This window comes from Chryseobacterium salipaludis (genome assembly GCF_022968825.1).
In the GTDB taxonomy this organism is placed as follows: Bacteria; Bacteroidota; Bacteroidia; order Flavobacteriales; family Weeksellaceae; genus Kaistella; species Kaistella salipaludis.
In genome coordinates, this window is the sequence record NZ_JALHKS010000002.1 from 430,159 (window position 1) to 451,197 (window position 21,039).

General features: G+C 45.3%; 21 protein-coding genes. 10 read left to right on the forward strand and 11 right to left on the reverse strand.

Going from position 1 to position 21,039, the window contains the following annotated elements; genetic code table 11:
- Positions 1-2 precede the first annotated feature (2 nt).
- From MVI27_RS04755 to serS, 7 genes are all read left to right on the forward strand, one after another.
- A complete protein-coding gene (locus MVI27_RS04755; RefSeq protein WP_246959540.1) occupies positions 3-1,334 on the forward strand; it encodes a 4Fe-4S dicluster domain-containing protein in 1,332 nt (443 codons plus the stop codon).
- Between the two features lie 47 nt (positions 1,335-1,381).
- Complete coding sequence (locus MVI27_RS04760) at positions 1,382-2,167, forward strand: (Fe-S)-binding protein (protein ID WP_246959541.1); 786 nt, start codon at positions 1,382-1,384, stop codon at positions 2,165-2,167.
- Between the two features lie 33 nt (positions 2,168-2,200).
- Positions 2,201-2,692: a hypothetical protein gene (locus MVI27_RS04765; RefSeq protein ID WP_246959542.1), complete on the forward strand. Its 492-nt coding sequence runs from the start codon at positions 2,201-2,203 to the stop codon at positions 2,690-2,692.
- Between the two features lie 96 nt (positions 2,693-2,788).
- Entirely contained in the window at positions 2,789-3,919 is a 1,131-nt protein-coding gene (locus MVI27_RS04770) for a glycosyltransferase (RefSeq protein ID WP_246959543.1), read from the forward strand.
- Positions 3,903-5,171: a lipopolysaccharide biosynthesis protein gene (locus MVI27_RS04775; protein ID WP_246959544.1), complete on the forward strand. Its 1,269-nt coding sequence runs from the start codon at positions 3,903-3,905 to the stop codon at positions 5,169-5,171. The genes MVI27_RS04770 and MVI27_RS04775 overlap by 17 nt, the downstream gene beginning before the upstream one ends.
- 77 nt (positions 5,172-5,248) lie before the next feature.
- Entirely contained in the window at positions 5,249-5,746 is a 498-nt protein-coding gene (locus tag MVI27_RS04780; protein WP_246959545.1) for a hypothetical protein, read from the forward strand.
- 55 nt (positions 5,747-5,801) lie between these two features.
- Positions 5,802-7,070 carry a serine--tRNA ligase gene (gene serS, locus MVI27_RS04785; RefSeq protein WP_246959546.1) on the forward strand — a complete coding sequence of 423 codons (1,269 nt, stop codon included), beginning with the start codon at positions 5,802-5,804 and terminating at the stop codon, positions 7,068-7,070.
- A gap of 48 nt (positions 7,071-7,118) precedes the next feature.
- On the opposite strand, the gene MVI27_RS04790 is transcribed toward serS, so the two are convergent.
- The 9 genes from MVI27_RS04790 to MVI27_RS04830 all read right to left on the reverse strand — a co-directional run bounded on the left by MVI27_RS04790 (position 7,119) and on the right by MVI27_RS04830 (position 16,828).
- A complete protein-coding gene (locus MVI27_RS04790; protein ID WP_246959547.1) occupies positions 7,119-7,883 on the reverse strand; it encodes a hypothetical protein in 765 nt (254 codons plus the stop codon).
- Positions 7,884-7,949: 66 nt separating this feature from the next.
- Positions 7,950-8,693 carry a sulfite exporter TauE/SafE family protein gene (locus tag MVI27_RS04795; protein ID WP_246959548.1) on the reverse strand — a complete coding sequence of 248 codons (744 nt, stop codon included), beginning with the start codon at positions 8,691-8,693 and terminating at the stop codon, positions 7,950-7,952.
- Positions 8,684-9,139, reverse strand: a complete 456-nt coding sequence (locus tag MVI27_RS04800) for a FixH family protein (RefSeq protein ID WP_246959549.1) — start codon at positions 9,137-9,139, stop codon at positions 8,684-8,686. The genes MVI27_RS04795 and MVI27_RS04800 overlap by 10 nt, the downstream gene beginning before the upstream one ends.
- A gap of 11 nt (positions 9,140-9,150) precedes the next feature.
- The gene (gene ccoG, locus MVI27_RS04805) at positions 9,151-10,602 is read right to left on the reverse strand and encodes a cytochrome c oxidase accessory protein CcoG (RefSeq protein WP_246959550.1); all 1,452 of its coding nucleotides are present in this window, start codon (positions 10,600-10,602) and stop codon (positions 9,151-9,153) included.
- A 93-nt stretch (positions 10,603-10,695) separates the two neighbouring features.
- Positions 10,696-11,574, reverse strand: coding sequence for a cbb3-type cytochrome c oxidase N-terminal domain-containing protein (locus MVI27_RS04810; protein WP_246959551.1), 879 nt, complete (start codon positions 11,572-11,574; stop codon positions 10,696-10,698).
- A 27-nt stretch (positions 11,575-11,601) separates the two neighbouring features.
- A complete protein-coding gene (locus MVI27_RS04815; protein ID WP_246959553.1) occupies positions 11,602-11,805 on the reverse strand; it encodes a cbb3-type cytochrome oxidase subunit 3 in 204 nt (67 codons plus the stop codon).
- 24 nt (positions 11,806-11,829) lie between these two features.
- Positions 11,830-14,109 (reverse strand): cytochrome-c oxidase, cbb3-type subunit I, encoded by a 2,280-nt coding sequence (gene ccoN, locus MVI27_RS04820; protein WP_246959555.1) that lies wholly within the window; start codon positions 14,107-14,109, stop codon positions 11,830-11,832.
- 1 nt (position 14,110) lies between these two features.
- Positions 14,111-14,320 (reverse strand): cbb3-type cytochrome oxidase assembly protein CcoS, encoded by a 210-nt coding sequence (gene ccoS / locus MVI27_RS04825; protein WP_246959557.1) that lies wholly within the window; start codon positions 14,318-14,320, stop codon positions 14,111-14,113.
- Between the two features lie 117 nt (positions 14,321-14,437).
- Entirely contained in the window at positions 14,438-16,828 is a 2,391-nt protein-coding gene (locus tag MVI27_RS04830; RefSeq protein ID WP_246959559.1) for a heavy metal translocating P-type ATPase, read from the reverse strand.
- A 91-nt stretch (positions 16,829-16,919) separates the two neighbouring features.
- Here MVI27_RS04830 and MVI27_RS04835 point away from each other — a divergent pair, with 91 nt between their 5' ends.
- The 3 genes from MVI27_RS04835 to MVI27_RS04845 are packed head-to-tail and all read left to right on the forward strand — an operon-like array spanning position 16,920 to position 18,818.
- Positions 16,920-17,633: a Crp/Fnr family transcriptional regulator gene (locus tag MVI27_RS04835; protein ID WP_246959560.1), complete on the forward strand. Its 714-nt coding sequence runs from the start codon at positions 16,920-16,922 to the stop codon at positions 17,631-17,633.
- A 37-nt stretch (positions 17,634-17,670) separates the two neighbouring features.
- Positions 17,671-18,486 carry a 3-methyl-2-oxobutanoate hydroxymethyltransferase gene (panB, locus tag MVI27_RS04840; RefSeq protein WP_246959562.1) on the forward strand — a complete coding sequence of 272 codons (816 nt, stop codon included), beginning with the start codon at positions 17,671-17,673 and terminating at the stop codon, positions 18,484-18,486.
- 8 nt (positions 18,487-18,494) lie between these two features.
- A complete protein-coding gene (locus tag MVI27_RS04845; protein ID WP_246959563.1) occupies positions 18,495-18,818 on the forward strand; it encodes a hypothetical protein in 324 nt (107 codons plus the stop codon).
- Between the two features lie 75 nt (positions 18,819-18,893).
- Here the strand turns inward: MVI27_RS04845 and MVI27_RS04850 are convergent, their stop codons facing one another.
- Together MVI27_RS04850 and MVI27_RS04855 are read right to left on the reverse strand one after the other, a co-directional pair.
- A complete protein-coding gene (locus MVI27_RS04850) occupies positions 18,894-19,352 on the reverse strand; it encodes a heme-binding domain-containing protein (protein ID WP_246959565.1) in 459 nt (152 codons plus the stop codon).
- On the reverse strand, positions 19,349-21,031 hold the full coding sequence (locus tag MVI27_RS04855) for an Ig-like domain-containing domain (RefSeq protein ID WP_246959567.1): 1,683 nt from the start codon (positions 21,029-21,031) through the stop codon (positions 19,349-19,351). The genes MVI27_RS04850 and MVI27_RS04855 overlap by 4 nt, the downstream gene beginning before the upstream one ends.
- Positions 21,032-21,039: the final 8 nt, after the last annotated feature.

Genomic DNA, 21,039 nt, shown 5'->3' on the forward strand with positions numbered 1-21,039 from the left:
CTATGCAGTATCTTCCTAGTATCATTTTTGTGATTGCCCTCCTGGCAGGGTTTGGGCTTTTTGCCAAAAGTCTGCGGGAAATTTACCGCAATATCCGCCTCGGGAAAGCAATTGACCGGAGCGACCATCCGGCAGAACGCTGGCAGGTGATGGGCCGCGTGGCGCTGGGCCAAAGTAAGATGACCAAGCGCCCGATTGCGGGAATTCTGCATATCATCGTATATGTAGGTTTTGTTATTATCAATATCGAACTGCTGGAAATTATTGTTGACGGGATTTTCGGAACACATCGTTTTCTGGCAAGCATCTTTGGTAATGCTTTTTATAATGTATTTACCGCAACACTGGAAGTGCTGGCACTGCTAGTAATTGTAGCGGTAGTTTTATTCTTTATCAGAAGAAACTTTTATGGTATTCGAAGATTCCAGATGAAGGAATTGTTTGGCTGGCCCAAGGAAGATGCCAACTGGATTCTGATTATTGAGTTTGCGCTTATGGTGGCGTTTTTCACCATGAATGCAGCCGATTCTGTTTTGCAGCAACAGTATGTGTACGCAGTGCACGGCAGTTTCCCTATTTCATCTAATATTCTTGCTCCTCTTTTCCAAAACCTCAGCGAAAATTCTTTGGTTTTAATCGAACGCGGTGCGTGGTGGTTCCATTTTATCGGGATTCTTTTCTTTATGAATTACCTGTATTATTCCAAGCACCTGCATATTATCCTGGCGTTCCCGAATACATGGTTTGCAAAGCTGACTCCAAAAGGACATTTTAACAATTTGGCGTCGGTTACAAAAGAAATCAAGCTGATGATGGACCCGAATGCTGATCCGTACGCAGCGCCGGCGGAAACCGAGACATCGACAGAACCGGAAAAGTTTGGTGCTGATGATATCTTTGATCTGAATCAGGTACAATTGCTGAATGCATATTCCTGCACAGAATGCGGACGCTGTACTGCGGTGTGTCCCGCCAATATTACGGGCAAGAAACTTTCGCCAAGAAAGATTATGATGGATACCCGCGACCGTATCGAAGAAGTTGGCAAGAATATCAATAAAAACGGAAAGTTCGTGGATGATGGGAAAAAGCTGATAGATGACCATATCGAGCGGGAGGAAATTTGGGCCTGTACGACCTGCAACGCCTGCGTGGAAGCCTGCCCGGTTTTGATTGATCCGCTTTCCATTATTATGGAACTCCGCCGTTTCCTGGTAATGGAACAGTCCGCGGCACCGCAGGAATTAAATCAAATGATGACCAATGTGGAAAACAACGCGGCACCGTGGCAATACAACCAGGCGGACCGCTTGAACTGGGCGTCCGATAATTAAAACACCTGTTCTTTTTAAAAACAGTTTTATTCAAAGGAATTTAAATAATGGAATTCAAGATAAAAACAATGGCAGAATATGCTGCCGAGGGCAAAATGCCGGAAGTACTTTTTTTTGTAGGGTGCGCCGGCAGTTTTGATGATAGAGCCAAAAAAATCACCAAAGCTTTCTGTAAAATATTACACAAAGTGGGCGTGGAGTTTGCGGTGCTCGGGCAGGAAGAATCCTGCAATGGCGATCCTGCTAAACGTGCCGGTAACGAGTTTATTTTCCAAATGATGGCGCTCACCAATATCGAAATTATGAACGGCTACGGAATCAAGAGAATTGTGACTTCCTGCCCGCATTGTTTTAATATTTTAAAAAATGAATATCCCGGTTTGGGCGGTAACTATGAAGTAATGCACCACACACAGTTTCTTAAAAAACTGATGCAGGAAGGCCGTTTAAAAATTGAAGGCGGCTCTTTCAGCGGTCGGAAGATTACTTTCCACGATCCGTGTTATCTTGGGCGCGGGAACGGGGAATATGAAGCACCACGCCAGTTGCTCGAGAAACTCGATGCCGAACTCGTGGAGATGAAACGCTGTAAATCTAACGGACTTTGTTGCGGTGCCGGCGGTGCACAGATGTTTAAAGAACCGGAGCCGGGCAATAAAGACATTAACATTGAGAGAACCGAGGAGGCGCTGGCATTTAAACCCAATGTTATCGCAACCGGTTGCCCGTTCTGCATGACGATGATGACCGATGGTGTGAAGCATTTCGACCAGAATAACAATGTAGAAGTAAAGGATATTGCGGAACTGCTGGCCGAGGCAGAAGATTTATAAACTTGTTGCCGGTTCACTTTAAAATTTATCCAAATGAAAATTGAAGAATCACATATTGTAGAAACCAACGATTACCGGGTGATTATTTATCCGGCCTCGCGACCTTTTTCGCCGCGCGAAAGCAAGGACATTACGGAGAAGTTATTTGATTTCCTGGCAACGTGGGCAGCACACGGAAAACCGCTTTCTGCATCGTTTAAGATTGAAAAGAACCAGTTTATCGTCATCTGTGTAGATGAGGAAAAGGAACAGGCTTCCGGTTGTTCTATTGATGAACTGGGCCGCCTGATGAAAGCAGTCGATGCCGAGTACCAATTAGGCTTATTCGATCGCATGAAAGCGAGCTTCGTGGAAGACGGACAGATCAAAACGATGAAGCTGCAGGATTTCCGGAAAGGCCTCAAGGAAGGAACCATTCCGCAAAACATCGAGGTCTTCGATTTTTCCAAGAATACCTACGTCTCCTTTCTGAGTGATTTCCTGTTGCCGCTGCGCCGCAGCTGGGCGGGTGTGTATGTGGATTAAGAGGCACATAAAATGAAAAGTAGTAGCCCTTCAGTTTTTGAACTGAGGGGTCTTTTTTGCAAATAGCCGAATGGCTATATTTGAGGACAATTGTGTATGAAAAAAGTTTTATTTCTTACGACTGCCCACCACCACGATGATGACAGGGTATTTCATCATCAGGCAAAAAGTCTGCGGGATGCCGGATATCATGTGAAGGTAACCAGCCTGTCCTCTACATTTTCGGGTATTCTGGATTGTATAGAAATAGAAGCTATTGACGCTTTGCACAAGTCCATCCGGGAAAAAGCTGCAATTATGAGCGATGTCTGCGAACAATTTGCACCTGATATTATAATCTGTTCCGAACCTTTAGCCGTACTTGCAGCAAAGCGCTACAAAAGGAAACGTTCCATCGCAATTGTGTACGATGTTACTGAATGGTACCCCTCACTGCGCATGATCCACCACACACATTTCTTAGGAAAAGTTGGTAAATTTTTCAAATATTCTTTTATTCAGCTATTGGCAGGGAAGGCAGCCACCCATTTTATTTTTGGAGAGGAAAGCAAACAGTTTCCACTGAATTATTTTTTTCCACGCAAGCCGAACCTATTGCTGCCCTATTATCCTGACCTGGAATTCATTTCCACCCATATCAGGACCTTTGATAGAAGTAAGATAACATTGTGTTACACCGGCAGAATATCAGAAAAAGATGGGATTGATAATTTTTTTCAGGTAGCAAATTTGTTACAAAGAAGAAATCCGGGTTCTTTAATTAAATTGCTCATTATCGGTAAGGCTCAAAGTACTTCTGATCAGGAAAAATTACAGGAATGCATTAATGCATTTGGGAAAGAAAAAGTTACTTTTAAAGATCCCGTTCCGCTGAAGGAATTTACAGCTGCTCTTAAAGATGCTGACTTCTGCTTCGACCTCCGGAAGAAAAATTTTGAATCCACGCATTGTCTGCCCATCAAAATATTTTATTATGCTGGAGCCGGGAAACCGGTTATGTATTCGAACATGAAAGCCACACGGCGACATCTAAATGTTTCTCGCTTTGGTCATCTGGTTGAACCTGAAGATATTGAACAGATTGTGTTTTACCTGGAAGAGTATATGCAAGACGAATCAAAGTATCAGTCTCATGCAGAAAATGCTGTTGCTGTTGTTTTGGAACAGTATAACTGGCAGGCGATTGCGCCCTCCTTTCTTCAATTCATCCGTGACGCTGTTAGGTAACATGAAACTAAGTTCTACCATACAAACAATACTTTCGCGCTTTCTGATGTTAGGGCTTAACTTTGGGCTGATCGTGCTCACGACGAACATCTGGGGAAGTGAGGGCAGAGGGGTTATTGCTTTGCTGCTGGCAGATCTTGCTATTGTAATTTTTGCTACGAACATCTTTGCCGGTAGTGCGGTTTCCTATTTCTCTACGAAATTTTCCACTACAGCGATACTGAAATATTCCTACCTGTGGTCATTGCTGGCGGGAATGCTGGTTCCTCTTTTCCTGAGCGTCTTCCATAAGATTGACTACCTGTTATATCTGCTGGTTTTATCTGTTCTGTCCTCCCTGCTTTCTGCCAATACAAATATGTTTATCGGGTTGCGGAAAATTAAGTCGTTTAATGTTTACACGATTCTTCAGTTTGCGCTTCATGTGTTGTTTGTGCTCATATTTGTATTTATCCTCGACTTAAAAAACATTGGTGTTTATTTTATAGCACAGATTGCCGCGCTTGCCCTGTTAACAATAACCAGCACGGCCCAAATCTTAAACAATAAATCAACAGTCTTTGATACCAAGTTAAAAGCATTACCTTTTTTAATGTTTCAGTACGGCTGGAAAACCCAGCTGAGTGGCTTTATTCAGTTTTTAAATAACAGATTGTCTTTTTATTTTCTTGAATCAATCCGCGGTCTATCCAGTGTCGGGGTATTTTCGGTAGGAATTGCTTTTTCAGAAGCAATCTGGGCTGTCAGCCGCAGTTTGGCCGTAGTTTTATATTCTGATCTGGTTAATAGTACAGATGAAGTGCAGAACATTTACCAGACAAAAGTTTCTCTAAAACTATGCTTTCTATTAACCATCTTTTTCATTGTGTTAATTATCATGATTCCGGATCATTTTTACAGTGTCGTATTCGGAAAAGATTTTAGCCGCACAAGAGAGATTGTCTGCTGGCTTGCGCCCGGCATCTTAGCCGTTGCTGTGAGTAATATCATGGGGCATTATTTTTCTGCCGTGAATAAACTGAGGATTCTGAATGTAAAATCTTTGCTGGGGCTCGTGGTAATCGTACCGGCATGTTTGTACGCGATTCCGCGATGGGGACTGCAGGGAGCTGCCGTGGCCACAACCTTTTCCTATTGTTTGTCTTCAGCAGTGCTCATCTGGAGTTTTTACCGGATCACGGATTTTAAGTTATCAGATTATCTTATTACGCGCGCAGATGTTCAGTTGCTTACAAGTAAGTTTCGAAAATAAAAGGCAAATACGTTTTCTCTTCTAAAGAAATTAATGTCAGCATCATTAAAGCCCGCTGATATCCTTATCTTTGACTTATGAAAAATGCTGCGGCTTTATTCTTTTTTGCCTTCGTGATATTGCTGTCCTGCCGGCCGGATGAGGGAGGGTTGCAACAGATTGACCAGGTGTTGCATATCTACCTTGATTCTGCCAAAACTGATATGCTGAATAATAACATTCCCGGCGCGTACCGGAGTTTTCAGGTAAATGATGTGTACGGCATTACGGATAATGCACCGGTTTCTTTGTCTTTAAAAAAAGATGCAGATACCATCAGTTATCTGGAATATGTGGCCGGTGCCAAACGGATGATTATCGATTCCTCCGCGCTGCGGCGAACCTATGAATCCAAACTGGCGTTTGCTTTCATTAAAAAAAAGAATGACTCCACGAATGTTACCATTAATGACACCATGCGTATCCGTTACTACTGGACACCGGAGTTGTTCCGCGTGGAAACGGTTTATTACAATAATCAGTTGAAGTATACCAACGCCGGTGAGACGCCTCATATCGTGCGCATCACCAAATAATTCTTACATTTGCTTTCCTGCTGAAAAAAGCAGGTTCTATTATTAAAATCTGACTATGTTACAGGTACATTTCCTCCGTGAAAACAAAGAGCGCGTTACCGAAGGCCTCACAAAACGTAACTTTAAAGAAATTGCGCTGGTTGATCAGGCGATTGAAGCGGATGACAAACGAAAGTCGCTGCAATTTGACCTTGATCAGCAGCTGGCGGATATGAACCGCATTTCGCGCGAGATCGGAGCTCTGATGAAATCCGGCGATAAGGAAGCAGCAGAAACAGCCAGAAAACAAACCGCGGACCTGAAGCAGCATATTCAGGAACTTCAGCAGCAGCTGAAGACGACCGAGCAGCAGCTGCAGGAAATTCTGTATCAGATCCCTAATATTCCGTTTGAGAAAGTGGTGGCCGGTGCTACCGCGGAAGAAAATGAAATAATCTACCAGTCCGGCGAAACCAAAGAAATGGGGACCGGAGCGATTCCGCACTGGGAATTGGCGAAGAAATATAATTTAATCGACTTTGAACTGGGCGTGAAGATTGCCGGGGCCGGCTTTCCGGTGTACTTGGGGAAAGGAGCCCGCCTGCAGCGCGCACTTGTACAGTTTTTCCTGGACCGGAATACAGATGCGGGTTATATGGAAGTGAATCCGCCACATGTGGTGAATGAGGCCAGTGGCTACGGAACAGGACAGTTGCCGGATAAAGAAGGGCAGATGTATTACATTAATGAAGACAATCTTTACCTGATTCCGACGGCTGAAGTACCGGTGACCAATATTTACCGTGATGTGATCATTGACGAAAAAGAGTTGCCGGTGAAAAATACGGCGTTTTCCCAATGCTACCGTCGTGAAGCCGGAAGTTACGGTGCGCATGTACGCGGACTGAACCGCCTGCACCAGTTTGAAAAGGTGGAAATTGTGCGCCTTGAAAAACCAGAGAACTCGTATGCCGCTTTGGAAGAGATGGTAGAACATGTTAAGAGTCTTCTGGAAGATCTGGAACTTCCTTATCGTATTTTAAGGTTGTGCGCCGGCGATATGGGCTTTACAGCAGCTATGACCTACGATTTTGAAGTATGGAGTGCGGCACAGGAAAAATGGCTGGAAGTTTCGTCTGTATCCAACTTTGAAACCTTTCAGGCAAGCCGCTTAAAGTGCCGGTACAAAGGCGAAGGAAAAGCACAACTCGTGCACACGCTGAATGGTTCGGCAATGGCCTTGCCCAGAATTATGGCAGCGCTGCTGGAAAATAATCAAACGGCAGAAGGCATCCGGATTCCGAAGAAGATCGCGGAGTATGCACGCTTTGATTTAATAGATTAATTATTGTAAAAATAAAGTCATCTTAATTGAACAAGATGACTTTTTTATTTATTCTGTTACGATGATGATTTTCGGATCACTGTGCGTCAGCTGCTTTTTGTTTTCGAGCGCATCGGTGCTGCGCAGGGAAATCTGAATGGTTCGTTTGTCGATTTGTTTAATGTAATCGTGTTTGCCGCTGATGGTTTTGATCGGTTTCTGAAATTTGATGGTGTTGGAAATCGTGACCGGGAACATTTTCATCATGCCCAGCATTCCTTCGGCCATTTCGCGGCCGTACATTTCCAGCGAATCGCTTTTGGTCTTCGGTGTACCTTTGGTAGGTTCGGTGGCGATGTTCCGTACGGTGTTCATCAAAGCATCGGCTTTCAGAGCTTCCGTGTTCAGGGTGAGCGTTTTGCCGTTCCAGGTGCTGATGTTTTGCAAGGGAAGGCGCTTAAGCTGCTTACTCTGGCTTAAAAGCTGTGCAACTTCGCCTGGCATTAATTTATCGTATTTTAAAGACAGACCATACACCTGGCCCTGATCCTTATTTAATTTGACAAACAACTTTTGCAGGACTTTGACGGAGTCTTTATTTAAAGTAATTTTCGCATCCTTCTGCAGATCGTACAGGCTTTGCCACTCGGTGGTGAGTTTTTGGTAATTCGGCTGATTGGTGAGTGCCGGTGCCATCACGCTGAGCATAGACTGATCAATCAATATATTGGTCTGCATACTGCTGGCGGAATCTTTGTAGTACGTAGTTTCACTGTTTACCGAGCACGATGTTAAAAGGAGTGCGGTCAGGGTTATAAAAAGATATCTAAGCATGGCTGATTGATTTAAGAAAAAGCATTTGTTCTTAAATTCAAATTCAGGACCAATTAAGCGGCTTTGTTAATGACAGCTTTCGTCATGCTGATGATCGTGGTCGTGCTCCGGGTGATGATGAATCTGCATCGCGCTTTTCTTTGGTGAAATGTACGGAATGCCGACTTCCAGACCACGCAGAACGAACAAGGCTCCGAGCACAATCATCATGGCAGGAACAATCTTTAATATCTTTAAGCGAAGAGAGGAAGTAATGAGGTTTCCCACAATTACCACCATAAACATAAAGGGCAGTGTCCCGAGGCCAAATAACGCCATGAAGGCGGCGCTTTGCCAGATTCCGCCGCTGGCCAGACTTGCTGTAAGCGCCATATACACCATGCCGCACGGCAAAAAACCATTGAGGATTCCGGTAGCAAATCGGGAGCGGTAATCTGCTTTCTGCAGCAACTTGGCCAGATTCATTTTTACCTTTAATAAAAATGCAGACAGAAAAGGAATTTTACTGGCGAAATCTTTACCGCCAAAAGAGGAGACTGCCATCACAATCAGTAAGATTCCAACACCGATGGTTAAATACTGCTGAAAACCCGCCAGCTGGAAACCCTGCCCGATGATTCCGAGCAGGGCACCCAAAAGGGCATAGGTTGTAATTCTGCCGAACTGATACGTGAGGTTCTGCAGATAGAAATTAGTTGCCTGCTTTTTGGTCAGACCCATGGACAGGGCAATCGGTCCGCACATGCCGATGCAGTGAAAACCGGACGCGAAGCCGAGACCAATAGCCGATATGATAAGTGCTAATTCCATAAAACATCGTAGTCAACCTGGTATGGCTTATCCTGTGCCTTCCAGCGTAATTTCAGCGTGTAAGAACCTTGCGACAAAATTTGCTTCGGAATAGTGACCGAGTTGGCTGCGTCCAGGTTTACATCTTTTTTTACATCGAGGTTTGCGTCATCCGTTCGGTACAAATCGAAGTGCACATTCTTTTTTTCGGGCCTGATGGTTTGCGGAAAGGTAATTTTAATACCCGCAGGTGTTTGTTTATACTGAGGTATTTCAGTTAAGATGGCTGCATTGTTTTTGGCATCAATCACTTCCTGATATACCAGTTCGTCTTCATAATAATTGGTGGAAACAAGCTCTGAATTTTTTTGGCCGTTCGGGAAAATGAAGATCATAAACAGGATGAATACAATAAAACTGCCCAGAGCTACAATAACACCGTGTCCCCACGTGAAATTTTTAAACATGATTTTTTTAATTAAAACTGAATTTTAAATGGTCCTTCGAAAAATGTATCAAATGAATCCAGCAATTTACCGGACTGGTCATACACGCCGATCTTGACTTTCTGCTTGGTCAACTGAATCTCCTGTTCCGGGAAACTGATGTTTACGGTCCCTTTGGTGATCTGATCTCGTTTCAGCATGACGGTTTTACCCCCACTTAGTGAAACAACGCCGTGTTCCGGTTCAATTACTTTCACGGTAACCAGCTGGTCCTTATTGGATTTATTTAAGAAGGTATAATTATAAATATTGGTAATCTGACCTTCACGGACAAAATAAGATGTTCCGGCAGGCTTGATGAATTTAGCTTCCATAGCGCCGCGGTTGCTCAGCAGGAATCCGAGGAATCCGATCATCAGCAGCAAGACGGCAGAATAGGCTTTCATGCGATTGGTGAACTTGAACGGTTTTTCCTGTTCAATTTCATCTTCAGTCGCGTAGCGAATTAATCCTTTTGGCAAGCCGACTTTCACCATTACCTCGTCGCAGGCATCAATACAGGCCGTGCAGTTCACGCACTCCAGTTGCTGACCATCGCGGATATCGATTCCCGTCGGGCACACCACTACGCATTGGTTACAGTCAATACAGTCTCCTTTGCCGGCCGCAGCACGGTCTTCATTCTTTCTCCATTTGGAGCGGTTCTCACCACGTTTAAAGTCGTAGTATACGTTGATGGTTTGCTTGTCAATCAGTACACCCTGCAGACGGCCGTATGGGCAAACCAGGGTACAGACCTGCTCGCGGAACCAGGCAAACGTAAAGTAAAAGGCTCCGGTGAAAATAATCATCACCACGAAGTTGGTGAAGTTCGCAAAAGGTCCCTGACGCATAATGTTCAGCACTTCCTGATACCCTACAATGTACATAAACATCCAGTGGGTAATAATCAGTGAAATGATGATGAAGATAAAATACTTCAGACTGCGTTTCCAGATTTTCTCAAAGTTCCATTCCTGGCGGTCCAGTTTCATCTGCTTATTGCGGTCTCCTTCAATCAGATAATCAATCTTGCGGAAAATCATTTCCAGGAAAATCGTCTGCGGGCAAAGCCAGCCACAAAAAATCCTCCCAAAGACAACGGTGAAAAGAATGATAAAAACAATTGAGGTAATCGCGCCCAGGGCGAGGATGAAAAAGTCCTGCGGATAGAACGGCTGTCCGAAAATATAGAACTGCCTGTCCAGAATATTAAGTAAAAGTACCGGGTTCCCATTAATTTTCAGGAAGGGTAAAACGAAAAATATGGCAAGTAAAATGACTGCCACCAAGGTTCTGTAATTTGTATAACGGCCTTTGGGCTTGCGCGGAAACACCCATTTGCGTTTCCCGCTTTGTTCCATCGTTCCTACGGAATCCCGGAAGGTTTCGGCTTCGATCACCTGGCCCTGGCCTCCTTTATAGTTTGTTATAGGTTCTGGCATTTGTTATCTCTCAAATTAAAAAAAACATAATCTGCTAGCTCAGTTTAAAGTTAGCAAATTATGTTTTCATAGTATGGTTTTTTTATTTAGCAATTACTTCTCCCAGTTGGCTGGCTCTCCCTGTGGAGCAGCTCCGCCATTGGCTTCCGTAATCGGTGGTTGTTCCTGGTTGATGTGATACACATACGCAGCTACGTTCTGAATATCAAATCCGGTCAGGACCCCGTTCTTTCCGAAGGCCTGCATCGCAGGGTTGTTCGGGCTTCCGTTCTCCACCATGTGGAAGACATTTTTAAATAATGTTTTCTCCGGCTGGTTGATCCAGTAGTTATCCGTCAGGTTAGGACCGATTCCACCTTTTCCGCCTTCGCTGTGGCAGGATACGCAGTTGGTTTTGAATACCTCTTCACCAGCGGCAATGTTATCCGGGCTGTATTCCGCGTCATCAATTGTCGGTGGCGGCGTATTCTTCATATATTCAGCAATACTGGCCGTCTGGGCTTTGTATTCCTCGTCATATTCTTTGAACTGGTCAGCAAAATCGGTAAAACCGTAGGACAATAAATACACTACACAGTACGCAACTCCGAAGTAGAACAGTCCCAGCCACCATTTTGGCAATTGGTTATCCAGCTCCATAATCCCATCAAAACCGTGGTCGATAAGAATATCTTTTTCTTCGGTAGCTGTTTGCTTCTTAAATGCACTTTCATAGAGACCTTTGAAGTAAGGTTTCTTTTTTTCCTGCAGGTATTCTGCTTTCTGTTCGTCGCTTAATTTTTTAAACTGGTCATTCTCAATCAGGTCACCAATGGTGTGGTGAATCAGGGAAAGAACGATGGCAATCACAACCGTGCCCCAGAAGTAGGCAGAGCTCAGGAAAGATGAATCCTGAATGAACATATAATACAAGATAAAGAGTATCGTGAGTATTACAAGTACGTTAACATATATCGGTGCTCTTTGTTTCATAGCTTTATTAATTTTCTTTCTTAGAAATTAAGGTTTTTTGGTCTCTTCGTCTTCATCCAGATAATCATTCAGAGGTGCATTTTCTTCCTCTTCATAATATTTCTTCGGACGGGAAAAGACCCAAAATATGATTCCGAGAAACAACAGGATAAAGAGGATCATGGCCAGTGTCTGGAGAAATCCTACATTCTCACCATTGGAGATTATATCTTTTACACTTTGTGGAATCATATTTTGTGCCTATTTAATTAAACATTAGTTGGTACTCGCTGTCTTGATCTCAGTTGTTTTAATATCTGTTCCCAGTCTTTGCAGGTACGCGATAAGAGCAATGATTTCTTTCTTCTCAAGCGGTGTATAGTTGGCACCTTCCGCAGCTTCTTTCGCAGCGTACGCTTTCTTCACGTCCGGAGCTTCATCAAAGATCTGCTTCACGATAAACTTCGCCTGATTATCTGCCCATGTGTCCACTGAATCTACCTGTGCGGTTGTATACGGTACATCAAACACATTTTTCATCAGCTTGATTTTGTCCACCGTCTGGGTTCTGTCCAGATCGCGGGAAATCAGCCATGGGTATCTTGGCATAATAGATCCGGCAGAAGTAACACGTGGGTTCAGCATGTGCTTGTAATGCCAGGAGCTTGGGTTCTTTCCACCTTCACGGTGCAAATCCGGCCCGGTTCGCTTGGATCCCCAAAGGAACGGACGGTCATAGACGAATTCACCCGCTTTGGAATACTGTCCGTTTTTACCGTTGAAGCGTACCACCTCATCACGGAATGGTCGGATCACTTGGGTGTGGCAGGAGTTACATCCTTCGCGGATATAAAGGTCACGGCCTTCCAGCTCGAGCGGTGAATAGGGTTTTACCGCAGAAATAGTCGGCACGTTTTCTTTAATTGCCAGCGTCGGCACAATTTCCACTAGACCACCGATCGCTACCGCTACAAAAGATAAGATCGTCAGCAGCGTTGGCATTCTTTCCAGCCATAAGTGTGCCCCTTCTCCTTCTTTACGCTTGTTTCCGATGTTAGCCAGTGCAGGCGCCTCAGCAGGTACTTCTTTCTGGAAGGATCCCTGACGAACCGTTGCCACAATATTAACACACATCAGGATGGCACCGGAGATGTATAATAAACCACCCACAAAACGCATCTGGTAGTAAGGGATAATTGCCGTTACGGTATCCAGCCAGTTTTTATAAACCAAAGTTCCGTCCGGGTTAAATTGCTTCCACATCAGACCTTGGGTAAATCCGGCGATGTACAATGGTACTGCATAGAATACAATCCCGAGGGTACCCAGCCAGAAGTGCCAGTTAGCCAGTTTCACTGACCACAGTTTGGTTCTCCACATGATCGGAATCAGATAATAGATCATCCCGAAGGTCATAAAGCCGTTCCAGCCCAGTGCTCCCACGTGAACGTGACCAATTACCCAGTCCGTAAAGTGACCGATTTTGTTCAGCGTTTTGGTAGCAAGTACCGGTCCTTCGAAGGTAGCCATACCGTAGCAGGTAATCGCAACCACGAAGAATTTCAGGATTGGGTTTTCACGAACTTTATCCCACGCACCTCTCAGGGTTAGAAGCCCGTTTAGCATACCGCCCCAGGACGGCGCGATAAGCATAATCGAGAATCCGGTACCCAGTGCCTGCGCCCAACCCGGAATTGCAGTATACTGCAAGTGGTGAGGACCTGCCCAGATATACACAAAAATCAGGGACCAAAAGTGGATGATGGATAATTTATAGGAGAATACAGGTCGGTCTGCAGCTTTAGGCAGGAAGTAATACATCAGACCCAGTACAGGAGTCGTTAGTACGAATGCTACCGCGTTGTGGCCATACCACCATTGTACCAGCGCATCCTTCACCCCGGCATAAGCCGAGTAGGATTTCCAGCCGGTAAAGGTAAGCGGAACTTCCAGGTTATTGAAGATATGAAGCATCGCGATGGCAACCCATGTTCCCAGGTAAAACCAGATGGCAACATACAGGTGGCGCACACGGCGCTTCAATATAGTACCGAACATATTGATCCCGAAAATAACCCACACCACAGTGATCAGGATATCGATCGGCCATTCATGTTCTGCGTACTCTTTGGATGTGTTGATCCCCATCAAGAAAGTGATTACTACCGCTACAATCATAAACTGCCAGCCCCAGAAGTGGATCCACGAAAGCGTGTCACTGTACATTCTGGTTTTCAGCAGTCGCTGCAGGGAATAGTATGCACCGGCAAAGAAACCATTACATACAAAGGCGAAAATTACAGCACTGGTGTGCAGCATCCGGATACGTCCGAAGCCAAAAGCACCGTGTGTATTAATCAGCCCCTGGAGGTTTCCGCTTTGTAAACTGGCGATCGTTGCATCATCAGTCCCAAAGAAGAACTCCGGAAGCTCGGGGTAAAATAACATCAGCGCCGCCGTGAGTCCCAGCAGGAAGCCCACGATCCCGAATACCACAGTGGCATAAAGGAACGCCCGCACAATGTTATTGTCATAACTAAACTTTTGTGTTTCCATATTAACTAATCACTTTTTTCTTCTCTTTTATTGTATCGTTGGATGCTCCGGCAGGTGGTTCGTCAGGCAGAATTTCCGAGTCCATCAAAATGCGGACAGCAGGGGATTCATCGTCTTCAAACTGGCCTTTTTTTGCGCTGATGATAAAGATTATCAGGAAAATAGCAGCCAGTGAAACACTGCAGAGGATCATAATATGCAGGATGTCCATCGTTAGTGCAAATTTAAGGAATATGTGGGTCAAATTTACTGAAAAATTATGATATTCCTCACCTGTGGTTGTTGCGGCTTAATTTAAATTGCTTCTAAATAGTTAGTTACAAAAAACCTATTGTTTTAATTTAAAGTACTTTGCAGACCGAAGCCATGTCGCAGCAGATGTAAAGACCACCACGGTGATGGAGCTGATCGGCATCAGAATCGCAGCCACAAGCGGAGAAAGATGTCCGGTTACCGCGAAACTCAGCCCGATCACGTTGTAAAAAAAGCTGATTCCGAACGTCCATTTCACAATACGTACCGCTTCTTTGGACAGGTCCAGGTAATTTTTTAGATCCTTCATCTTCTCGCCTGCCATAATCACATCAGAACTTGGGGTGAAAGAGTGGGTGTCATCTGCTACGGCAATCCCCACATTACTTTGCTTTAAAGCGCCGGCATCATTCAGTCCGTCACCCAGCATCGCCACGTTTCTCCCTTTCTCCTGAAGTTCATGTATGAAATTCAGTTTGTTTTCCGGATTTTGGTTAAAGTTTAATGACTTTAAATCAGGCAGCAGATTTTTAAGCGCAGCTTCTTCCGAGGCATTATCGCCGCTGAGCAGATGCAGTTCATAATCTTTCAGTGAGCCAAACATTTCCGGCATTTGGGCACGGTACTCATTATTGAAAATATATTTGCCTAAAAATTCACCGTCGCGCGCCATATAGACTGCCGTTTCCAGATTCTTTGCCACTTGTCCGGTTAGCGCCGCAGAACCCACCAGGTATTCATGGCCGCGCACCTGGCCGCTGTATCCGCGGCCGGCTGTTTCCGCAAAGTGTTCTACCGGGAAGTACTGATCGGTCGTCGGCAGGAAATCATACAGCGCTTTGGACAGCGGGTGATTGGAATTCTTCAGTAAGCTTTTCAGGTTTTGCAGATCATCTGCGGAAATCTCGTTTCCTTCAAACCGGATATTTGCTTTCTTGTTATGGGTAATCGTTCCTGTTTTATCAAAAACAATGGTGTTGATTTTCGCCAGTTTTTCAATGGTCAGCGTGTCTTTTACATAGAAGCGGTTGCGGCCCAGAATACGCATAATATGCCCCAGCGTAAATGGCGCGGAAAGTGCCAGTGCACAGGGGCAGGCCACGATCAGAATGGCAGCCACCACCTGGAACATTTTTTCAAAGTCGTGCTGAATCCAGTAGATTCCCGAAATCAGCGTGATACCCAGAATAATGAAGGTAAAATACTTGCTGATTTCATTCGTCATGGTATCCAGGCCGGTATCTGCCTTACGGAAGGCTTCTTTGTTCCAAAGCTGCGTGAGGTAACTCTGGTTCACAGTTTTAATCACTTCCAGCTCCAGCACGGACCCTACTTGCTTGCCACCGGCAAAAATGCGGTCGCCCGGCTCTTTGGCAATGGAAGCGCTTTCACCGGTGATAAAACTATTGTCAATATTTCCTTCGCCCTGAATTAAAATGGCGTCCACCGGAATAATTTCCTGGTTTCGCACCATAATCCGGTCACCGATTTTCAGTTCGCTCAGCATCACATTGGTCTGTCCGCCGGCGCTGTCCAGCTTCGTAACGGCAATCGGATAGAATGATTTATAATCCCGGTCGTAGGCCAGCGCGCTGTAGGTTCGTTTCTGGAAAAGTTTGCCGAGCAGCATGAAAAACAGCAGGCCGCACAAAGTATCAAAGTATCCCGGTCCGTAATCAGTCAGTACTTCATAAATACTTCGGCCGTACAGCATTAAGATACCCAGCACAATCGGCACATCGATGTTGACGATTTTATTTTTTAACCCGAACCAGGCGGATTTAAAGTAGTCCGAAGCGGAGTAGAACACCACCGGCGTCGCCAGCAGGAACATAATGAAGCGGAAAAGATTCTTGTAGGTATCCATCCAGAAATCGGTGGTTCCCAGTACCTGCTCAGCGTATTCTGGGTAACTGAAGAACATGCCGTTCCCGAACGCAAAACCTGCAATTGCCAGTTTTACAATCAGGGTTTTATCCAGGAATTCCTCTTTGCGGTCACCGGTTTCCAGGTTGATCACAGGTTTGTAGCCAAGATTCGTCAGGAACTTCGCCAGCTCACTGAGTTTCATCTCCTCATGGTTAAAGGAAATCTGCACGTTTTTACGCGTAAAGTTGACCTGCGCATACCGGATCGCCGGATGCAGGGTCTGCAGACTCTCCAGCAGCCAGATGCAGGAAGAGCAGTGAATCACCGGGATTTTGAAGGTAACCAGCGTGGTGGTGCCTTCGGAAAAATCGGTAATCTGCGAAAAAATTTCGGGCGTATCGAGATAATCGAACTGTGATGTATTCTCCTCATTCGGGCGAATGCCGGAGCTTTTATTCAGCGCGTAAAATTTACCTAAGTTATTCAGGTTCAGGATTTCGTAGACAGACTTGCAGCCGTTGCAGCAAAATGTCTTTTCATCGAATTCAATGCGTTCCCTGTCGATGGTCTGCCCACAGTGGAAACAGTTTTCTGCCAATGTACTAGAACTTTAACGTACAAAATTATAACAATTAAATTTGGGTTCGGGTCTTAAAAGGCCTATTTTTGCTGATAAATGTCATGCTGTTATGTCGTTAGAGAAACATACCCAGATTGAAGAGCGGTTACACAAGGTTTTTAATGATGAAGCTTTCGCTGAAGTTCTTTCCGCGGAAGATTATGAAAAGTACAAAAATGCCAAGCAAATCCTGAAATTTTCCAAAGGCGGGATTTTGTTCGAAGATGGCGAAACACCCCACGGCGTTTATTTTTTAAATAAAGGCACCGCCAAGCTTTCCAAGCAGGGCGTCTATGGCAAAGACCAGATTCTTCGGTTTATTAAAGAAGGTGACTTGATCGGTTACCGTTCCCTGCTGTGTGGCGAAGATTTCCAGGCGCGCGCCGAAGCGATGACGGAGATTGAAGCGACTTTCCTGCCCTCAGATATGTTCCTGTATCTGCTGGAAGTAGTGCCGCAGTTGTCCTTCGTGATGTTGCAGAAAATTGCTTTTGAACTGGGCGAATCTGCCAACACCGTTACCTTCCTGGCTCAGAAAACAGTTCGTGAAAGGCTGGCCGAAATCCTGCTGTTGCTCGAACAAAAGCTGGGCACCGATCCGGAAGGCTTTATTAAAATTTCTTTGACGAGAGAAGAGATTGCCAATATCATCGGGACAGCCACGGAAAGCGCCATTCGCCTGATTTCCGAATTCCGGAATGACCACCTCATTGAAGTGGAGGGCCGCAACATCAAAATCCTGAACCGCGAGAAACTGATTCGCCTCGGTCACGTGATTCTGTAAAAACGCACGTATTTTTGTTTTTTAAATTTAAATTTCTATGTCTGTACATTCAGAAATAAAAAAAGTGACCACCGAAACCCTCCGTAAAATGAAGGACGATGGCCAGAAAATCTCTATGCTGACGGCATATGATTTTACGACAGCGAAAATGGTGGACGCCGGTGGCGTGGATGCCGTTCTGATTGGTGACTCTGCCGCCAATGTGATGGCCGGACATGAAACGACACTCCCGATCACGCTGGACCAGATGATTTACCACACCCAATGCGTATCCCGCGGCATCAGCCGGGCACTGGTAATTGCGGATTTGCCTTTTGGCAGCTATCAGAGTAATTCCGAAAAAGCGCTGGAGTCTGCAGTACGCATGATGAAAGAAGGCGGAGCGCATGCGGTTAAAATTGAAGGCGGAAAAGAAATCGAACATTCCATCACCAAAATTGTGCAGGCTGGGATCCCGGTGATGGGACATTTGGGCCTCACGCCGCAATCCATTTATCAGTTCGGAACATATAAGGTGCGCGCCAAGGACACCTCCGAAGCTGAAAAGCTGCTGAGCGATGCCAAACTTCTGGAAGAACTGGGCTGTTTCGCACTGGTCCTGGAAAAAATTCCGGCGGATCTGGCAAAAAAAGTGTCGGAGCATATTTCAATACCGACTATTGGCATTGGTGCCGGTGCCGGCTGCGATGGTCAGGTGCTGGTGTACCACGATATGGTGGGCATGAACCAGGGCTTTTCGCCTAAATTCCTGCGCCGTTATCTGGATTTATACACGGAAATTACCAGTGCAGTGTCAAGCTTCGTGCAGGATGTGCGGAGCGGTGATTTCCCGAACGAAAAAGAAAGTTACTAACTATGAATATGAACACAACTACCCTGCAGGGTATCTTATCCCTCGGTGCCATCGTCTGCATCATTGCCGGGTTTTTTAATGTTTTTTCGCCGGAGGTGAATGAGTTTCTGTATCAGCGGATGTTTTACATTCTGATCGGCGCAAGCTTCTTCCTCCAGGCGCCTACTTTTATGAACAAAAATTTCGTCTATCCGATGTATATGGCCGCCGGGCTGTGCATAGTGGGTGCGTTCATGCGTCCCGATTCGCAACTGGCAATTGTAAAGACCATCGGTTTGTTAGCCGGCGTGCTGATGTCCATTTTCCAGCGGCCCAAGATGAGACAGCAGTAATACGATTGTTTATAAAATTAAAAACGCAGTTGCCGGCATTGGTAACTGCGTTTTCTTTTTTTTATTCTTAATGAATTAATATGTTCCTTTCTTCAGGAGTACTTCAAAATAGCCGGTAAGCAGGGCTCTTTCTGCCTGCGTGAGGTTGGCTTCCGGATGTTGAGCAATATAACCCGGCATCGGCATGGTATAATTCCGGATGGTGGTCACCGAGTTTTGAAGCATGCTTTTCTGCAGGTCGGGATTGTAGGTGCCCCATTCAGAAAGATTCAGGTGTTCCCGTCCTTCATTAATGTGGTGTTTGATGGACCAGGAAATTGGTGCTACATAGGCATAATCCGGATAAACCGTTTCATTGGAATGGCAATCGTAGCAGGCTTTTTTTAAAACTTCACGAACTGCCGGCGGTGTGGCCAGTACCTGCACAAAATCTTCATTCTTTTTCACCGGTTTATTGGTGCGGTCTACCGGTATAAATTGGATTAAAGCTGCCACCACGATGAACCAGTATACAATATTCAGAAACGTCTTCATTCTTTCTTTTCTTCATTTAAAGGGAGCTGCTGCGCGCCGGCGGTTTCCTCTTTGGGGGTAAGCTGCGCGTTCTTGCTGTTTAAATCCCAGGTCTCACGTATTTCCCACAACGGCCGCACTTCTACTGTCTTTTCAAATAAATATACCGGCTCGGCAAAAGCCAATGTGCCGAAGTCTGCCGCATCCCACAGCCTGTTTTCATTAGTATCTTCCAGGATCCGCAGCTGATATTTTCCCGGTTTTAATGTATTAAAATTAATGGTTTCCTGCGTACCGTACACAGAGTAAGCAACCTCACCATTGTCCCGAACGAGTTCCACCCAGAACGGATGTTCAGGCTTATTTTTCAGGGTTAAAAGGAAATCGCCGTAGCTTTCTGTTTTATCTGCCGTAAAATCAAAACGGTAGGATTTGGCAATACTTTCATAAAAAGAAGCAACGGTTTCTTTCGGCACGGTCAGCTGGTATTTTTGTCCTTCTTTAAAAGCTGATGTAACAGTAATTCCGAAACCATCGTCGGTGATCTCAGCCTGAAAATTTTGTGCAGTACTGTCTGAAACCAGTGTCCATTTTTCGGGCGTGATTTTTTCAATATAATAATTGGATGTCAGCACCAGTTTGCGTCCGGGCGCCAGCAAATTGCCACCGCTATTGGCAAGTGTCATTTCGTTTTTCGTATTATAGCGGTAAGCCGTGGATACGGTATCGCTTTTGTTCCCGGCGGTCATCCGGAATCTGAGGTTTTCCGAAATCTCCGTGCCTATTTGTTGCCGTGCGGCATCAAACCAGATGTATGCAGAGTCTGAGTTTTTACGATGCGTTATTTTATAATCTTTTAATTTGGGATTTAGAGGCGCTACGCTGATGGAATCCGGCCGTCCCTGGAATGTGATCAGAATACCGCCGGGTGCTTCTTTCATCTCCAGGTATTTCACACTTTTTCGGGAGGGTGCCAGCTGCAGGGGCAGACCGGAGATACTTTTGGTAAGCTCAATCGGTTTCTTTAAGAAAGCAACAGCTTCTTTTTCGGCGTCATAAACTGAATTTGCATTTTCATCCTCGAACGCCAGCAGGCGGTAGGTGCCCGGCGACAAATAATTCAGTTCAAAATAACCATCATCATCCGCTTTGGTTAAGTAGTAAGGTTTCTGCCGGAAGTTCATTGAATCTTTTTCCTGATATAACCCGATCACAATTCCTTTCTTTTCAGCACTTGCGGCTTTTTCCGGAAATAAGCGAACAGCTTCGCCTGAAATATAAAGGCTGTCAATGGCCGGGCCGGTGGAGAAAGCAAAGTTGTAATACGCCAGCGGATTGTTTTCATTATTATCCACAATGGCATTCCCGAAGTTGAAATTGTAGGTCGTGTTTGCCTGCAAAGTGTCATTCCAGCGAATGAGCAGATATTTATTGGCAAGACCGGCAGGCAGGATTTTCGTGATGCGTTCGATCGGCGGGGAAATTACCAGCTGGCGGTTAATTTCTTTCAGCGTAATATATTCATCAAAATCGATGCGCAGTTCACGGATATCGCGTGGTACATTGATGCGCGGACTGTCAATATTGGTACCGGTAACTCTTGGCGGAATCGTATCGCGCACACCACCAACGGGAGAACCGACACGGGCGCAGGAAACCACGGTCACGAGAGCGAGTAACAGCCAAAGCCATCTTTTCATACAACGGA

What these genes read in the sequence shown, in the direction of transcription:
- ccoS (WP_246959557.1), bottom strand. Translation starts at nt 14,320, where the DNA reads ATGGACATCCTGCATATTATGATCCTCTGCAGTGTTTCACTGGCTGCT.
- MVI27_RS04850 (WP_246959565.1), bottom strand. Translation starts at nt 19,352, where the DNA reads ATGAAGACGTTTCTGAATATTGTATACTGGTTCATCGTGGTGGCAGCT.
- ccoG (WP_246959550.1), bottom strand. Translation starts at nt 10,602, where the DNA reads ATGCCAGAACCTATAACAAACTATAAAGGAGGCCAGGGCCAGGTGATC.
- serS (WP_246959546.1), top strand. Translation starts at nt 5,802, where the DNA reads ATGTTACAGGTACATTTCCTCCGTGAAAACAAAGAGCGCGTTACCGAA.
- MVI27_RS04810 (WP_246959551.1), bottom strand. Translation starts at nt 11,574, where the DNA reads ATGAAACAAAGAGCACCGATATATGTTAACGTACTTGTAATACTCACG.
- ccoN (WP_246959555.1), bottom strand. Translation starts at nt 14,109, where the DNA reads ATGGAAACACAAAAGTTTAGTTATGACAATAACATTGTGCGGGCGTTC.
- MVI27_RS04845 (WP_246959563.1), top strand. Translation starts at nt 18,495, where the DNA reads ATGAACACAACTACCCTGCAGGGTATCTTATCCCTCGGTGCCATCGTC.
- MVI27_RS04765 (WP_246959542.1), top strand. Translation starts at nt 2,201, where the DNA reads ATGAAAATTGAAGAATCACATATTGTAGAAACCAACGATTACCGGGTG.
- MVI27_RS04855 (WP_246959567.1), bottom strand. Translation starts at nt 21,031, where the DNA reads ATGAAAAGATGGCTTTGGCTGTTACTCGCTCTCGTGACCGTGGTTTCC.
- MVI27_RS04760 (WP_246959541.1), top strand. Translation starts at nt 1,382, where the DNA reads ATGGAATTCAAGATAAAAACAATGGCAGAATATGCTGCCGAGGGCAAA.
- MVI27_RS04800 (WP_246959549.1), bottom strand. Translation starts at nt 9,139, where the DNA reads ATGTTTAAAAATTTCACGTGGGGACACGGTGTTATTGTAGCTCTGGGC.
- panB (WP_246959562.1), top strand. Translation starts at nt 17,671, where the DNA reads ATGTCTGTACATTCAGAAATAAAAAAAGTGACCACCGAAACCCTCCGT.
- MVI27_RS04835 (WP_246959560.1), top strand. Translation starts at nt 16,920, where the DNA reads ATGTCGTTAGAGAAACATACCCAGATTGAAGAGCGGTTACACAAGGTT.
- MVI27_RS04815 (WP_246959553.1), bottom strand. Translation starts at nt 11,805, where the DNA reads ATGATTCCACAAAGTGTAAAAGATATAATCTCCAATGGTGAGAATGTA.
- MVI27_RS04755 (WP_246959540.1), top strand. Translation starts at nt 3, where the DNA reads ATGCAGTATCTTCCTAGTATCATTTTTGTGATTGCCCTCCTGGCAGGG.
- MVI27_RS04795 (WP_246959548.1), bottom strand. Translation starts at nt 8,693, where the DNA reads ATGGAATTAGCACTTATCATATCGGCTATTGGTCTCGGCTTCGCGTCC.
- MVI27_RS04780 (WP_246959545.1), top strand. Translation starts at nt 5,249, where the DNA reads ATGAAAAATGCTGCGGCTTTATTCTTTTTTGCCTTCGTGATATTGCTG.
- MVI27_RS04790 (WP_246959547.1), bottom strand. Translation starts at nt 7,883, where the DNA reads ATGCTTAGATATCTTTTTATAACCCTGACCGCACTCCTTTTAACATCG.
- MVI27_RS04770 (WP_246959543.1), top strand. Translation starts at nt 2,789, where the DNA reads ATGAAAAAAGTTTTATTTCTTACGACTGCCCACCACCACGATGATGAC.